Raw genomic sequence first — 15225 nt, forward strand, 5'->3', positions numbered from 1 at the left:
CAAGCCGCTACTGCGGCGCAGCGTAAACTGTATGTTACGGCGAAGTTTTCGTGCCATTTGGCAATGATAATCAAAAAAAGCCATACTGCAATTATTACTTTCCAGTCCAATCTGGACCATATCCTACCACGTCAACAAAATCGCCGTTTTCATCAAATAGATAATCACCCAAAATCTCCCAAAAATAAAACGCATCTAATGAATGATTATTAAATTCGTTCCGAATATATCTATAACCATTTTCGTAATATCCAGACGTGTCAATATCTATTTCTATCTGACGTCCTTCAATAAATCTATACAGTTTTTCATCTATCATTTTATATGCTACTGATTTATTCAAATGTGTAAGTAATTCTATATCGCTTGCCTTTATAAGTCCTTGCAAACTTAGATCTTTTACCACAAAGATATACCCATCAGTCGGAATACCGTCTATTTCAATGACTGTTCCAGCTTTTAAGAGTCCAACATCTTTCCTTTCAATAAGTTTTCCGTCATTAAATACATTTTCATATACCGGTATATCTTTTTCTATCATAATATATCCGGGAAAAGTTTGTAATGGATTTATACTATTCGTCAGAATAGTATTGAACATAATATTTTTTCTGAGGGCTACTATATTCATGCCTATACCAATAATTGGTAAAATCAACATACCCGTCAGGTTTTACCGGACTTCTGTCCCAGACATGTGATATGCCTTTATAATAAAAATAAAGGGTATTTGAAAAATATTTGGTTTTATCAGAGCGTTCGGTTATTATTCTTGTATACAGCTCATCATCAATAGAATCAAGATAAATTGTTTTATTGTTTTCTCTGTCAATCAAATTATCTATTGTTTTATAATATGCCGCTATTTCTGTATTACTCATATTAAAATTCAACATTTTTTGAGGAGAACATGAGATAGTAACAAAAATTAATAAAATCCTAAAACTTTTATAGACATTCATATATAACCTACCACCACATTAATTATCTAATATTTTTTATTTTGTCAATAAGGGGCGCGAAAATTGCGCATAACGTGAAAAGTTTACGACATTTTTAATGGCGCAATAAAGAATTTGCTACGAAGTGCCGCTCCGTGCCTCGCTACTACTGATTAGTATGCCATACTTTTTATGGCACAATCGCCTTTACAATTTCGCCCCAGGGTCCTTTATCCCCTTTATTGTTTTCCCAGCGGGGACAAATGTATAAGATCTTGCCCCTGTCCGGCTCGTCAAATGAAAATATATAGGGCGTCGCCGTGGCAAAGGCTGAATTGCGCAAGTCCGCAATAGAAACGGGCGCGGCTTCCAGCAGAGACCAGCGCAATTCTACGCCGTGAACGTCCGCAGCGCCGCTTTGAGCGCGTCCCGCGCCTCGTTCTTTGCCAAAACGTCCGCTTTGCCGCGGTTAGGGTTTTCGGCTCTGTCGTAAGCCGTTTGATAGTCGGCGAGCAGGGTCTGAATGGGCGCAAGCGCCGCCTCCTGAATGTTAAAACCGGTCAAATGTGCCGCCACATAGGTTATCAAGGTCTTTGCCCACTCTAAAAACGCCCCGCCCGCGTGGGGAATAAAGTCTCCAGCCATAACTTGCGCTCCTTTTAGGGGGCGTTGATGCCCCCTTTTATGTTCTACAGGGTTTTCGTAGTGTTCTACGAAAGTCTCGTAGTATACTACCAAGCCTTCGTAGAACATAACTAAACCTTGGTAGAATATAACGGGACACTCGCGGTGTTCTGCGAAACCTTTATAGAGTAGTACCTTCCCGCCATATCGCCATACAATTCCGGCAACCGTTTCCTTAAGAGACTGCCGCAAGCCTTCGGCGTGCTATCCGAGTTTCACGTTCCCCGCACAGACAACGTCCGGGTTTGTCGCTCGCCTGTCGGTCAGCGCACAATTTGAGCCCTCGCAAAGCACCTTACTTGCCATTTGGACTAAAACACTTATCAATAAAGCTACAGATTTTATCTCGGCGGTTTTTTACCTCTGTTTGCCGCCATTCCGCTTTATCAATAATTTCACTATATAGGACAAGTTCCTTCTTATCTGCAAGCTCCTTATACTTTTCTCTTTTCTTTTCGTCAAACGAATGGTTCGAAAGACTTGAATTGTCTTGCGTAGAAAGCAGAGACAAATTGCCAATGTTATTCAACCATCGTTTCTGAAAAGTTTCAGTATTTTCTTTCGCTTCAGAATTTCTCGCCAGAATATGTTCTATAGTATACTTGCCATATAATTTTTTATCTAATAGTCTGGGTAAGCCGCTTTCTTTACGCAGATTGTTCTCGTACTGCCAGAGTATGTATTTTGTTGCCTCAGGATAGCTGTAATGGTACTGAATATGTTTATACTTCCTAATAAGGTCTACAAGATTTGACCACTCTTTTCCGTCGGGGCATTCGCCTTTTTTGATAAATTTTCTGAGTCCAATAAGCAGAGTATCAATAGCAAGACCATCATGATAGAATTTACGTGCCCAGTCCCACAAGAAATCTTTTTTCTTGTGTTGGACACTATCGAGTTTTACGAGCATTATGTGAATACACGCAAGTTCAATTAGTTTCAAGAGGCTATCGGGGTTTGAAGGCTTACCATTAATTAAAACCGCAAGAATAAGATAATCCCAATTTAAATCTGTTGACAGTAAAAATAAGTTGGCGACTAATGGATTAATAGAAGCCTGTTTGACAATATTCTGCGCAGCTTGGCAGAGTTCGAGGAATCCATTAAAAAAGCTATTCACGTCTTTAATGGTTTTAATACTGGTATCAGGTCTTTCTTCGGATTCGCCGTCCTCATCAGATTCGTCAACGCCGGTTGTGATTTTTTTGATAGCCGACAATGTGCCCTCGCAATTATATTTCAACCAGCAATAACGATCCATAAGGTGATCTTCGGTAAAATAACCATCAACCTCCTCAATACAACGATAAATGTCGGTTACAATTTTCTGTATGCCTTTTATATTTTCATTCGCCTCCTCGTCTGAGGAGTTGAAATAAACTTGATGCATCAAAAATGCTTTTATCAGTTCAAACTGCGAAGCTGGAATACCACGGCTGTTTTGATATTCAAAAACCTGCGTCGCTTCCAATCTATTTTTTATGGGGAATACTCCGACAACTGCATTTTCAAGCGCACCCCGGAGACTATTTAGTTTTATCTCGTCGTATTTGCTGAGTACCTTTTCAAAAAAGACAAACGCTTCTACCATTTGTTTTTGTGAATGCATTAGTGTTTTGCTATTTTTGTCAACAGAATCGCCATTTTTTATAGCTGAAAAAACTTTGTCATCGTCTTCAATAGCGTGCATTGTGTTAAATAAATATAGATCAAGTGCTGTACAATCCACGTTCTTTGCCTTGCTTGTTTTTGCAAAGGCGGCAAAAAATAAGACAGTTGTTAGAAGACGTTGCTGTCCGTCAACAACAAACAAGTGACCATCATTTGATGTTTCAAAAATAAATTGCCCCAAATGATATGTTTTACCCGATTTTTGATCATTCAAATCACCGACAAACTGTTTCCATTGTTTTATTCCCCAACTATACGCACGTTGGTAAGGTGGAATCCGTATACTCTTACAATTTTCAAAAATTTTACGTAATGTGTAAACATTCGTACTGTCAAACATTTTAGCCTCCATTGTTTCGGCGGCACGGACACCGCCGTACCGAATTTTTCAGTTTTTTCTTGCAGGTTCACAAACAACCAAAATATATCAGGGTTGAACGGACCGCAAAAATGTGGCTACAGAAAAACGCAGGGTGTTCGCCCTGCGTCCGCTTCGTTTATAACGCGGCAATCATCTCTATTTCGATTTTCGCTCCTTTCGGCAGGGCGGCAACCTGCACGCAGCTTCGCGCTGGCGGGTCTCCGGTTCCGGCGAAAAACGCGGCGTATGCCTCGTTGAACGCGCCGAAATCCGCCATATCGGTCAAAAACACCGTCGTTTTGGCAACGTTGCCCAGCGCGGCTCCTGCCGCTTCAAGCACCGCGCGGCAGTTTTCGAGCGAATACCGCGCCGCGCGCCGTATATCTGCGGTTTCAAGTGCGCCGGTCGCCGTGTTTATCGGCAACTGCCCGCTGGTAAACACCAGATTTCCCGCAATAATGCCCTGCGAATACGGACCGATAGCTCCGGGCGCTTTCATCGTAGCAATAGTTTTCATATATGCCTCCCTATGCAGATATATTCGAATGTTTTGCAGCGGAACATAACGAGCTTCTCGCCGAATGTTGGAAAAATCTATGCGGAACGTGAAAAACATTACAAAGTATATCAGGGCAGATATACGCCCTATGTGAGCGCGTGTTTGCCCTCCGGTTTTGCGCTGCCTGGATACCGCGAGTTTGCGAAGCAAACTCGAACGTTGCCCGTAAGGGAAAACGCGTAATCCCTTGCGGGGCGCTCATCCGCGCTTATTCTCTGCGGAAGGCAGCAGCTCGCCGTCTTTTTCGACGGTGAGCGTTCTGCCGTCGCCGTATTCAAACACGAGCGTCGGGTTCAGCACCACGCCGTCAAGGTGAATCAGCGCGTCCGCGTCCCCGTCGTAGTTTGAGCCGACGGCGAAATGGCAGGTCTTGAACGCCTTTTCGTCTTCAAGCATGTTGCCCCTGACCGCCGCTGCGGGATTAAGCCCGATTCCCAGCTCGCCGATATGCCGCGCGTTCTTCGCGTAGCGTGCCCCCTCGCCCGCGGGCAGCAACCCCGCCGCTTCCTTTGCGCGCGCCGCGCCCTCCGCTTCGGCGAGCGCGGAGGACAGGGCTTCCGCCGCCGCGCCGCCTTCGACCGCGCCGACAAAGCCGTCCGTCACGGAGACCGCAATCGGCGTATCGATGATTCGGGTGCCGTTCAGCAGGCTTATGGAGCCGTCGAACACGATAATGCCGCGGCACCCGGTGCCATTGCCGCTCCCGACGTTCGGGCTTATATATACTTCCCCTGCGGGAATGTTGCCGCCCGTTCCCGGCAGCGCGAACGAGCCGTCGTCGGCAAAGGCGCCGCGCCCCGCGACCGGTACGGATATGTCCGTCCCGCCCGGCGACGTAACGCGCACCGAGCGGACTCCGCGGAACAGGGCGCAGAGCACGGCGCAGCGTTCCTTTAGTTCCGCGTAGTCGATATTCACCGTCCGCGCGAATATGTCGGGCGTGATTCCCGGCGTCCATATCGCGCGGAGCGTATTCGTGCCGTGAAGCAGATAATCAAACAGGTGGGTATAGGTCTTCCCGTTCGGAGCCGCATAGGGGCGGGCGGTTCCGGCGGGGTCTTTGCCGAGTTTCTGCGCGGAAATCGAGAACAGCGCGTCGGGCGCGCTCCGGAGCGCTTCGAGCACCGCGCCGTCCGCGTTGTCCAGCAGCGTCTTTTCGCCCTGCAGTATAAGCGTCGGCACCGCGCCCGCGTCGGCGCTCGCATCATAGAGCGCCTCGGCTACCGCCTGCACCGGTCCCCGGTTGCTGACGATCAGCGCCCGCTCGCCGCGCTTCAGGGCGCACACGTCCCGCACGACGGTCTCCGCCGAACGGCGTATTTGTTGTTCAAGGGCAGTTTTCACAGGCGTATCGTAGCACGCCCTGCGCGGCGCGCGCAACGTTGCCCTTCCTTCGCGTGTCTGCTACTATGTCATTTCCGCTAGCGGACGAAGGGATTTATGGCACAGACGCACGCAGCAGCACCGCATACCGCGCCCGAACGCGCGGTAGCCTCCGCACCGAAGCCGCTCCGGGTCGGCATAGACGTCGGCTCCACGACGGTGAAAGTCGTCGTGCTCGCCGACGACGATTCGGTGCTGTACGGCGACTACGAGCGGCACCTCGCCGATATACGCAGCACAATCATCTCCGTAGCGAATAAGGCGCTGGACGCGGTTGAGGCGAAAGGCGAGGGCAGCCGCTTGCTTAGCGTGGTCGTTACCGGCTCGGGTGGGCTTTCGGTGTCTCAGTGGCTCGCTATCCCGTTCATTCAGGAAGTCGCCGCGTCGACCCTCGCAGTGCGTAAGCTCGCCCCCGGAACCGACGTCGCCATAGAGCTGGGCGGCGAGGACGCGAAAATCACCTACTTCACGGGTGGCGTGGAACAGCGTATGAACGGCACCTGCGCGGGCGGCACCGGCGCGTTCATAGACCAAATGGCGGCGCTGCTCGAAACCGACGCGGCGGGCTTGAACGAGCTTGCCCGTGGCGCCGGAACGCTCTACCCGATAGCCGCCCGCTGCGGCGTGTTCGCCAAAACCGACGTGCAGCCGCTTATCAACGAAGGCGCGCGCCGCGAAGACGTTGCCGCGAGCATCTTTCAGGCGGTGGTGAGCCAGACCATATCCGGCTTGGCGTGCGGCAAGCCGATACGCGGCACCGTCGCGTTCCTCGGAGGTCCGCTCTATTTCCTCGACCAGCTCCGCGAACATTTCATCAAGACGCTCAACCTGACCGGAGACGCCGTTGTCGCGCCGGAGAACTCGCAGCTGTTCGTCGCGCTCGGCGCCGCGTATTCGGCTTGCCCGACATATTCGGCGCGTCCCGTATGCCCAGTGGAAGGCGGGGAAAGCCAGCCTGAAAGCAGCGCGGCACACCCACCCCTTGCCCTCGCCGCCTTCCGCGAGAACTTACAGAAGCTGGTAAACGCCGAGATGACCGAGGTGCAGCGGCTGGAACCGCTGTTCAAAAACGAGGCGGAACTGGAGGCGTTCCGCAAACGGCACGGCGCGGAAACGGCGCTCGCAGGGGATTTGGCGGCGGCAGCGGGACCCCTGTTTCTGGGGCTTGACGCCGGAAGCACCACGACGAAGGCGGTGCTCGTTGACGCCGAGGGGCGCATTCTGTGGCAGTTCTACGCCGCGAACGCCGGAAACCCCGTCGACCTTGCGGTGCGGGTGCTCAAGGACTTGTACCGCGCGCTGCCGTCCGCGGCGTATATAGCCCGCGCCGTTTCGACCGGTTACGGCGAGGCGCTGTTCCAAGCCGCGCTCAGCGTAGACGCGGGCGAGGTGGAAACCATTGCGCATTACCGCGCGGCGGACTTCTTTGTGCCCGGCGTCGAGTTCCTGCTCGATATCGGCGGGCAGGACATGAAATGCCTCCGCGTGAAGGATGGCGCGATCGCGTCGATTCAGCTCAACGAGGCGTGCTCGGCGGGCTGCGGCAGCTTCCTCGAAAACTTCGCCCGCTCGCTCGGCATGGATATCCGCGGGTTCAGCGCGAAAGCCCTGCTCGCCGAACACCCGGTCGATTTGGGCAGCCGCTGCACCGTGTTCATGAACAGCCGCGTGAAGCAGGCGCAGAAAGAAGGCGCGACCGTCGCAGACATATCGGCGGGCTTGTCGTATTCGGTCATCAAAAACGCGCTGTTCAAGGTGATAAAGCTCCGCAATGCGGCGGAAATCGGCAGAAAGGTCGTGGTGCAGGGCGGCACGTTCAGCAACGACGCCGTGCTCCGCGCTTTCGAACGCATATCCGGCTTGGAAGTGTACCGCCCCGACGTCGCCGGATTGATGGGAGCCTACGGCGCCGCGCTCATCGCCCGCGACCAGTGGCAGGATTTGCGGCAGGCATTCGCCGAAAAGAATGGGGGTGAAGCACCGCTCCCCGAAATCCGCTCTCAGCTTGCGGGACCGGAAGCGCTCGAATCTTTTAGCGTGTCGCTCGACCTCCGCCGTTGCGGGAAATGCGCCAACAACTGCCTCCTGACCATAAACACCTTCACCGCGAACGGCTTGGTGCGCCGCTTCATCACGGGCAATCGCTGCGAGCGCGGCGCGGAGTCTGAGCGCAAAAAGGCGGGAGCGAGCATCGACGCGAGCAACGCCGGAAACGCCCCGCGCGAACGGGGCAGGGATATGCCCGCGCTGCCGAACCTGTTCGACTGGAAATACCGGCGCGTGTTCGATTATGCGCCGCTCGCGCCGGAACAGTCGCCCCTTGGCGAGGTCGGCATTCCGCGCGTACTCAACCTGTACGAAAACTACCCGCTGTGGTTCACGTTCTTCACCGAACTGGGTTTCCGGGTGCGCCTTTCGCCGCGCTCCACCCGCGCCGTGTACGAGGCGGGACTGGAGACGATTCCCTCCGAATCGGTGTGCTATCCGGGCAAAATCGCGCACGGGCATATCGAGTCCCTCCTTAAAGCGGGCGTAAAGTTCATATTCTATCCCTGCGTGCCCTACGAGCAGAAAGAGGACGTGGGCGCGGGCAACCACTACAACTGCCCGATAGTAACGAGCTATCCCGAAGCCCTCCGCAACAATATCGACGCGCTCCGGCACGGGGAGGGAATCGTCTTTCTTGACCCGTTCCTGCCGATTTACGACCGGACGCGCCTCGCCGAGCGGCTAAATGAGGAAGTCGGCGCGCGGTTCGGAATCCCGCAGGCGGACGTCAGCCGTGCGCTCGGCGCGGCGTGGCGGGAACAGGCAAAGTTCCGGCGCGAGGTACAGGAAAAAGGCGAGGAGGCGCTGGAGGAAATCATTCGCTACGGGGCGCGGGGCGTGGTGCTGGCGGGAAGACCCTACCACCTCGACGCGGAAATCAACCACGGAATCCCCGAACTGCTCGCGGGGCTGGGGCTCGCCGTGTTCACCGAGGATTCGGTGGCGCATTTGGGGCGGGTCGAGCGCCCGACGCGCATCATCGACCAGTGGACGTACCACAACCGCCTCTACCGCGCCGCCGCGTTCGCCGCCGATATGCCGAATCTTGAACTGGTGCAGATTACGAGCTTCGGCTGCGGGCTGGACGCCGTAACCGCCGACCAGGTGGACGAAATCCTCCAGTCCCGCGGCAAGCTATACACGCTGCTCAAAATCGACGAAGGCTCGAACCTCGGCGCGGTACGAATCCGAATCCGTAGCCTCCTTGCGGCGGTGCGGGAACGCGAACGGCGGCGCGGGCAGAAGCCGCCGCCCCGCTCGGCGGCGTTCATCAGGCGGGTGTTCACCAAGCGGATGAAGGCGACGCACACGATAATCGCGCCGCAAATGTCGCCGATACACTTCCGCCTCGTGCAGAAGGCGTTCGAGCATTCCGGACACCGCTTCGTCGTCCTGCCCGACACCGGCTCCGAGGCGGTGGAGGCGGGCTTGCAGTTCGTGAACAACGACGCCTGTTATCCGTCGATTCTGGTGGCGGGGCAGATGATTGCGGCGCTCAAATCCGGCAGGTACGACCTGTCGCGCGTGAGCCTGATGATTACGCAGACGGGGGGCGGCTGCCGCGCCACCAACTATATCGGTTTTATCCGCCGCGCCCTCGCCGACGCGGGATTCGGGCACATTCCGGTGATTTCGCTCTCCGCCTCGGGGCTTGAATCCAACCCCGGCTTCCGAATCACCTTCCCGCACCTGCACCGCTCCGCAATGGCGATAATGCTCGGCGACCTGTTCATGCGCGTACTGTATCGCACCCGCCCCTACGAAGCGGAAGCGGGCGCGGCGAACCGGCTCTACGAAGCGTGGAACGCCCGCGCCGAGTCGCAGCTACGGTCGCTCTCGGTGCGCGGCTACCACCGGCTGATACAGGGAATCGTCCGCGAGTTCGACGCGCTGCCGCTCCGCCCGGCGCGGAAGCCGCGAGTCGGCGTGGTGGGCGAAATCCTCGTGAAGTTCCACCCCGCCGCGAACAACGACATATTCGGCACGCTCGAGCGCGAGGGCGCGGAGTGCGTCGTGCCCGACCTGGCGGACTTCTTCTTTTACACGTTCTCCACCGGCATATTCCGGCACGAGCAGCTCGCGTTCCCCAGAAAGACGGCGCGGAACGCGCGGCTCTGCGTCTGGGTGCTGGAACTCTACCGCCGCCATATCCGAAAGACGCTCGCGCGGAGCCGCCGCTTCGATCCGCCCTCGTCCATATACCGCCTGATGAACGGCGTGGGCGACATTGTGCAACTCGGAAACATCATGGGGGAGGGCTGGTTCCTCACCGCCGAAATGGTCGAGCTGCTGGAGAGCGGCGTGCCGAACATTGCGTGCGTGCAGCCCTTCGCGTGCCTGCCGAACCACGTTACCGGCAAGGGGATGATTAAGGAGCTTCGCGCCCGCTTCCCCGAATCGAACATTGCGGCTATAGACTACGACCCCGGCTCAAGCGAGGTGAACCAGCTGAACCGGCTGAAGCTGCTGCTCTCGAACGCGAAGAACGGGCGGCACCCCGACGAGCGCCGCCTTGCCCGTGCGGAGCGCGGGTAAGGCGAAACACGGACACCAAGGTAAGCACTTGGTGCGCGTGCAGGGACTCCCTTGGTGGGCAGGTATGGATTCCCTACGTGGGCGGGTTTGAACTTCCTACGTGCCCGTGTCACAGAACCCGACGCGGGCGGGACGGACGGGCACGGCAGAGAGGTTGCCGTCTGAACGCGGGATTTTGTGCGGGGCATTCGGCGCGAAGCGCGAAACGGGACGAAAATGTGCTATATTTATAGCAAGTGAGGCATCATCGTGAAGGAACAGGCAGTGCGCAAGCATGATTTTCCCCAAATCCATTTCTACGACCAGGACTTTGTCGACATGTATAATCAAACGTGGGCGTGGCTTCAGAACTGCTGCGTTGACCGGGAAAGCGGCGAGCCTTCTGAGGACGGGTATTTCCTGTACCCGGAAAGCGACGGCCGCCGCGTTATAGACCAGTTTGACAGCATATTTTCGACCTTTTTCCTCGTATATTCCAACCGGAATTATTCGGCGAGCCAAAACCTCGATTATTTCTATTCAAAGCAGGAAAGCAGCGGCGCAATCCGCTGGAAGTATGACCTCAAGAGCGGACTTCCGATATGCAGCGCGGAAAATCCGGAGGGGGTGGGGCTGCCGCTGTTCGCGTGGGCGGAGTTCAATTTGTACCACAAAGGGGCGAGCAAACGCCGCGTCAAAGAGGTTATGCCGACGCTCACCGCCTACATGAACTGGATTGAAGCGGCATTCCGTCAGCCCAACGGCTTATACGCGACGCCGCTCGCCGCGACGAAAATGTTCAATTCCCCGCGAGGTTCGGTGCGGTATCCGGTCGATTTCAATACGGCTGTCGCAATCGACGCGCTGTTTCTGGCGGCAATCGGCGACGTCATGAACGACAAAGACGTGAACTTTCGGTATAAGCGGCTCTATTTTTCGCTTAAAACGCGAATTAATTCGCAAATGTGGTCGAACGAAACAAGCTTCTATCACGATTTGGACGCAGACGGCAACCGGCTACCGCACAAAACTATAGTCGGCTTCTGGCCGCTGCTCGCGGAAATCCCGTACGAGGAACGCGCCGAACAGCTTATTTCGCACCTGGACAATCCCGCGACATTCGGCACGGAACACCCGTTCCCGACTCTTTCCGCCAACAGCATCGAATTCAGCGAAAGCGGCAACGGGTTTTGCGGCAGCGTGTATCCCGTGTTTAATTTTATGGTCATAAAGGGTTTGGAACGCTACCAGCGCTGGGACGTCGCCCGCGAGTACGCCCTTCGGCACCTGTATTTTATACTCGACTCATTCTCTCCCGCGAGTGCGCAAGAACAAGAGCAGGAACAGGAGGAAAAAGGCGACCTGTGGGAAGCCTATAAGCCGGGCGGTGTGGGTCCGTCGGAAATGCCCGCTGACCCGCTCTATCCCCGGAAACAGGCGGCGCTTTCCGTCGGGCTTTCGGCTGTCACGGTGATGATTGAGAACGTCGTCGGACTGGTTGTCAGCCTGCCGCGCAAAACCGTTGAGTGGATGATTCCGAATATGGAGAGCATGGGAATTGAAAACCTCGCGCTCAAGCGCAATTTGATTACGATTCTTTCAAACAAAAGCGTCCGCGGCTGGGAAATCAAAGTGGAAAGCGAGAAGCTGTTTTATTTTACTGTCGACGTCATAGGCAAAAAGAAAAAGACGCTGCCGATTCCGGCCGGCAAGTGCTCAATGTTTCTCGAAAAGCTGTAAATAGGGAGCATATCAAATGAACAGCGGAAGCGCCCAAGCAACGGTTTCCTTGGTGTCGCTCTTTTTTATGGGCGGAGTGTTCATGTGGCCGCTGCTCGCGTTTTCGGTCGCGGCGGTCGCGCTGTCGCTTGAGCGCGCGGCATACCTGCTGTATCACAGCCTCCGCCTCGACGACTTGGCGAAGGCGACGCTGGCATACCTAAAGGCGGACGACGCGGCGGTCGCAGCGGCGTATTTGCAGCCGCTTGCCAAACGGCGAATCGGGGCGCGGATTTTACTCGTGCTCGTACGCCGCGCGAATTTGAGCGAGCGCCGGCTGGAAAAAGCGGTCGAAGCGGAAGCGCTGTCCTGCATAAGCCGGCTGGAAAACGGGTGCGGCTTTTTGACCGCAATCGGCTCCCTTGCGCCGCTCACCGGTTTTCTGGGCACCGTCTCCGGCATGATAGGCGCATTCAAGTCGATCTCGGAAGCGGCCGAAGTGAGCGCGCAAATCGTGGCGGACGGCATTTACGAAGCGCTTATCACGACGGAGTTCGGCTTAATCATCGCAATCGTCGCGCTCACGGCACACTCGCTCGTCACGCACGCTATCGACCGCTTTGCCGCCGAAACGGAAAAAACGTGTTCCGAACTCATTGCGGAAATCGCAGTCCGTAACGAAGCGGGCGCGGCAAACGCAGGGCGAAGCGCTACGGCGAAAGCGATATGAAGCTGAACCGGCGGGCGCGTCGTCCCGCGGAAAACTCCAGCGCGCTGAGCGACCTCGCGTTTTTGCTCATCGTCTACTTTATCGTGATTGCGGGATTCAACGCAAACAAGGGGTTTTTGATGAATCTGCCGGCGAAGGATTCTGCCCGCACGGTGCTGAAAGACGATTTGCTGCGTTTTGAGCTGGACGCGGCGGGAACGCTGCTGTTTCAAGGCGCGGCGGTGAACACCGCTCAGGTGAAGGACGCCATTGAGGCAGCGATTGCGGGGAATCCGAATATTGTCGTCGCGCTGAGCGTCGACCCTCAAACTCCGTGGCAGCAGGTGGTTTCGTTCGTGGAGCTCGCGCAAGGACTTGCGGTCGACTCATTTTCATTTTCTATGGCCAAGCAGTAAAGACCGTCGCTGTCTTGTTTGCCGTAAACGGCAAACGGCGCCTCGCTTTGCCCTTTGCCATTCTCCCGCTTTTCCCTCTGCCCTGCGGGTTTGCTTTGCAAACCCGGTAGCAAGCCGAAGGCTTGTGGCGTATACTCTCCGCACATACGCATACAGAAGGAGCACACTATGGATACTCGCATTGCGCAGATTCGGAATATCGGCGTCATTCCGGTCGTAAAGCTCGACGACGCCGCACGCGCCGCGCCGCTCGCGCGAGCGCTGAAGGACGGCGGCATTCCGGCGGCCGAAATCACCTTCCGCACCGCGGCGGCGGAAGCCGCTATCAAGGCGGCGGTCAGCGCCGTGCCCGACGCGCTTATCGGCGCGGGCACCGTAACGTCCGTCGAAATGGCGAAGACCGCGCTCGCGGCGGGCGCGGCGTTCATCGTCTGTCCGGGCTTTGACCCCGCGGTCGTCGATTTCTGCCTCGCGCAGCAGGCGCCGGTCTTTCCCGGCGTATCCACGCCGACCGAAATCATGGCGGCGCAGGTGAAGGGGCTGACTTGCCTCAAGTTTTTCCCCGCCGAACAAGCGGGCGGCGCGGCAATGCTGAACGCGCTGGCGGGACCCTTCCCCGACACGCTGTTCATTCCGACGGGCGGCGTCAGCGAGGCGAACCTCGGCGGCTATCTGAAGCTTAAAAACGTCGTCGCCTGCGGGGGAAGCTGGATGGTCAAGCCGGAACTCGTCGCGGCGGGCGACTGGGCGGGAATCAGCGCGCTCTGCCGCTCCGCCGTGAGGGCGTTGCACGGATTCGAGTTCGCGCACGTCGGCATAAACGCGAAGAGCGAAGCCGACGCTATCGGGACGGCGGTGCTCCTCGGCACGTTCGGCTTTTCGTCGGTTCCCGGCAGCAAGTCGATTTTCAGCGGCGCCGAGTTTGAGACGATGAAGCAGGACGGGCGCGGCACGAAGGGGCATATCGGAATCAGAACGCGGGACGTCGAGCGCGCGCTCGCTTACCTCGGAAAGCGCGGCTTCAAGCCGGTTATGGAAACCGCCTCATATACGGGCGAGGCGGGCAAAACCCCGCTGAAAATCGTCTATCTGGACAAAGAAATCAGCGGCTTCGCGTTCCACCTGGTGCGGGCATAGGCGTTCGGCGGCAGCCGAACGACAGAGTTTTCTGAAAAAACTCTGCATATAGGTCGGTGCGGGCAGCGTTCAAATTTCTTGAGGAGACAGGCGTTCCGCGTTGCCCGAAAGGGCAAGGTCCGAGTTCTCTGAAAGAACTCGGCAGATAGGTAAAACCGTGTACGGCACTTTCGCGGCATAGAGGCTTTGCCTATAGGTGAAAGCGTATAGGCTAGCGCCGACTGGGGCTGCCGAAATGGAGAGAAAGGGAGCGGGCAAAGCCCGTTCCCTTTCTTGTCTCATAGGGAAAGCGGTTTTGCCGCTTTCCCTATGACGGCGTACAGGCAAGATATGACGGTCAAATCCATGTATTACATAAAAATAGCAGGCATACGGGCAAAGTCTGACGTGCCCCGCGGCGGCGTTTTTGAGCCGCGCATAAAATTTTATGCGTCACTCAGAGGTTTTTATGAGTCACTCATAAAATTGTATGAGTCACTCAGAGGTTTTTATGGACCGCTCATAAAATCGTATGAGTCACTCAGAGGTTTTTATGGACCACTCATAAAATCGTATGAGTTACTCAGAGGTTTTTATGAGTCGCTCATAAAATCGTATGAGTGACCCGGAGGTTTTTATGAGCGGCTTAAAAATGAGTGCGGGCAGCTCGCGGGTGAGGGCGGACGGCACGAAAAACGGGGCAAGCCGTGCGCCGCTTTTGAATCGGGGCGGGCGAGTAAGCGTTGACAGAAACGGAAGGGAAGCGGTATAACAGGGCGTCGGACTGGCAGAGATGAAAGATATGCTGACAGAGCAGGGCGAGAGAATAGTTATGAAACGCAGGTATAGGATTGCTTTTGGCATACTGGCATGTATATCAATGAGCAGTATTGCGTGTAAGCAGGGTACTGATACTGGCGGTACTGCTGTAAGAAAAACGGTAATCATACAGCGTGGAGGCAGCTATTTCGCTACACTAGGTAGTGTGGACTGGAAGATAGAGGAATAAACACCTGACATGAATGGCGGCGATGAAGGAAGCGGTGAGCTTTGCGTAGCGCGTAGCGATTCCGCGCCAGCGTTTGAGGGCGCGGAAGACGTTT

The 15225-nt window shown here is 55.5% G+C and carries 13 protein-coding genes and 1 pseudogene; 6 read left to right on the top strand and 8 right to left on the bottom strand.

The window, feature by feature from the left end; genetic code table 11:
- Positions 1-94 precede the first annotated feature (94 nt).
- The 7 genes from AWU74_RS02070 to AWU74_RS02100 form a co-directional block, all read right to left on the bottom strand.
- Positions 95-541, bottom strand: a complete 447-nt coding sequence (locus AWU74_RS02070; RefSeq protein ID WP_162504674.1) for a hypothetical protein — start codon at positions 539-541, stop codon at positions 95-97.
- 34 nt (positions 542-575) lie between these two features.
- Positions 576-962: a hypothetical protein gene (locus tag AWU74_RS09950; RefSeq protein ID WP_238580127.1), complete on the bottom strand. Its 387-nt coding sequence runs from the start codon at positions 960-962 to the stop codon at positions 576-578.
- Between the two features lie 169 nt (positions 963-1131).
- The gene (locus AWU74_RS11420; protein WP_062327078.1) at positions 1132-1329 is read right to left on the bottom strand and encodes a hypothetical protein; all 198 of its coding nucleotides are present in this window, start codon (positions 1327-1329) and stop codon (positions 1132-1134) included.
- A gap of 2 nt (positions 1330-1331) precedes the next feature.
- Complete coding sequence (locus tag AWU74_RS02080) at positions 1332-1586, bottom strand: hypothetical protein (protein WP_062327080.1); 255 nt, start codon at positions 1584-1586, stop codon at positions 1332-1334.
- 334 nt (positions 1587-1920) lie between these two features.
- The gene (locus AWU74_RS02085) at positions 1921-3636 is read right to left on the bottom strand and encodes a DUF262 domain-containing protein (RefSeq protein WP_187150796.1); all 1716 of its coding nucleotides are present in this window, start codon (positions 3634-3636) and stop codon (positions 1921-1923) included.
- 157 nt (positions 3637-3793) lie between these two features.
- On the bottom strand, positions 3794-4174 hold the full coding sequence (locus AWU74_RS02090) for a RidA family protein (RefSeq protein ID WP_062327084.1): 381 nt from the start codon (positions 4172-4174) through the stop codon (positions 3794-3796).
- Positions 4175-4414: 240 nt separating this feature from the next.
- Positions 4415-5560 carry an aminopeptidase gene (locus tag AWU74_RS02100; RefSeq protein WP_062327094.1) on the bottom strand — a complete coding sequence of 382 codons (1146 nt, stop codon included), beginning with the start codon at positions 5558-5560 and terminating at the stop codon, positions 4415-4417.
- Positions 5561-5656: 96 nt separating this feature from the next.
- Between AWU74_RS02100 and AWU74_RS02105 the strand changes: the two genes are divergently transcribed.
- The 6 genes from AWU74_RS02105 (at position 5657) to AWU74_RS02130 (ending at position 14746) form a co-directional block, all read left to right on the top strand.
- Positions 5657-10183: a 2-hydroxyacyl-CoA dehydratase gene (locus tag AWU74_RS02105; RefSeq protein ID WP_162504676.1), complete on the top strand. Its 4527-nt coding sequence runs from the start codon at positions 5657-5659 to the stop codon at positions 10181-10183.
- A gap of 264 nt (positions 10184-10447) precedes the next feature.
- Positions 10448-11902: an MGH1-like glycoside hydrolase domain-containing protein gene (locus AWU74_RS02110; protein ID WP_062327096.1), complete on the top strand. Its 1455-nt coding sequence runs from the start codon at positions 10448-10450 to the stop codon at positions 11900-11902.
- 16 nt (positions 11903-11918) lie between these two features.
- Positions 11919-12611: a MotA/TolQ/ExbB proton channel family protein gene (locus tag AWU74_RS02115; protein ID WP_062327087.1), complete on the top strand. Its 693-nt coding sequence runs from the start codon at positions 11919-11921 to the stop codon at positions 12609-12611.
- Complete coding sequence (locus AWU74_RS02120; RefSeq protein ID WP_062327090.1) at positions 12608-13006, top strand: ExbD/TolR family protein; 399 nt, start codon at positions 12608-12610, stop codon at positions 13004-13006. The genes AWU74_RS02115 and AWU74_RS02120 overlap by 4 nt, the downstream gene beginning before the upstream one ends.
- 168 nt (positions 13007-13174) lie before the next feature.
- Positions 13175-14143 carry a bifunctional 4-hydroxy-2-oxoglutarate aldolase/2-dehydro-3-deoxy-phosphogluconate aldolase gene (eda, locus tag AWU74_RS02125; protein WP_062327092.1) on the top strand — a complete coding sequence of 323 codons (969 nt, stop codon included), beginning with the start codon at positions 13175-13177 and terminating at the stop codon, positions 14141-14143.
- Positions 14144-14473: 330 nt separating this feature from the next.
- Positions 14474-14746: a hypothetical protein gene (locus AWU74_RS02130; RefSeq protein ID WP_162511070.1), complete on the top strand. Its 273-nt coding sequence runs from the start codon at positions 14474-14476 to the stop codon at positions 14744-14746.
- A gap of 352 nt (positions 14747-15098) precedes the next feature.
- Here the strand turns inward: AWU74_RS02130 and AWU74_RS09960 are convergent.
- Positions 15099-15225: pseudogene (locus AWU74_RS09960) on the bottom strand (IS5/IS1182 family transposase); the annotation flags it as partial.

The sequence above is a fragment of the Treponema endosymbiont of Eucomonympha sp. genome (genome assembly GCF_001028545.1).

Coding starts and splice junctions, on each gene's coding strand:
- AWU74_RS02070 (WP_162504674.1), bottom strand. CDS start 541: ATGATAGAAAAAGATATACCGGTATATGAAAATGTATTTAATGACGGA.
- AWU74_RS09950 (WP_238580127.1), bottom strand. CDS start 962: ATGAATGTCTATAAAAGTTTTAGGATTTTATTAATTTTTGTTACTATC.
- AWU74_RS02080 (WP_062327080.1), bottom strand. CDS start 1,586: ATGGCTGGAGACTTTATTCCCCACGCGGGCGGGGCGTTTTTAGAGTGG.
- AWU74_RS02085 (WP_187150796.1), bottom strand. CDS start 3,636: ATGTTTGACAGTACGAATGTTTACACATTACGTAAAATTTTTGAAAAT.
- AWU74_RS02090 (WP_062327084.1), bottom strand. CDS start 4,174: ATGAAAACTATTGCTACGATGAAAGCGCCCGGAGCTATCGGTCCGTAT.
- AWU74_RS02105 (WP_162504676.1), top strand. CDS start 5,657: ATGGCACAGACGCACGCAGCAGCACCGCATACCGCGCCCGAACGCGCG.
- AWU74_RS02115 (WP_062327087.1), top strand. CDS start 11,919: ATGAACAGCGGAAGCGCCCAAGCAACGGTTTCCTTGGTGTCGCTCTTT.
- AWU74_RS02120 (WP_062327090.1), top strand. CDS start 12,608: ATGAAGCTGAACCGGCGGGCGCGTCGTCCCGCGGAAAACTCCAGCGCG.
- eda (WP_062327092.1), top strand. CDS start 13,175: ATGGATACTCGCATTGCGCAGATTCGGAATATCGGCGTCATTCCGGTC.
- AWU74_RS02130 (WP_162511070.1), top strand. CDS start 14,474: ATGACGGTCAAATCCATGTATTACATAAAAATAGCAGGCATACGGGCA.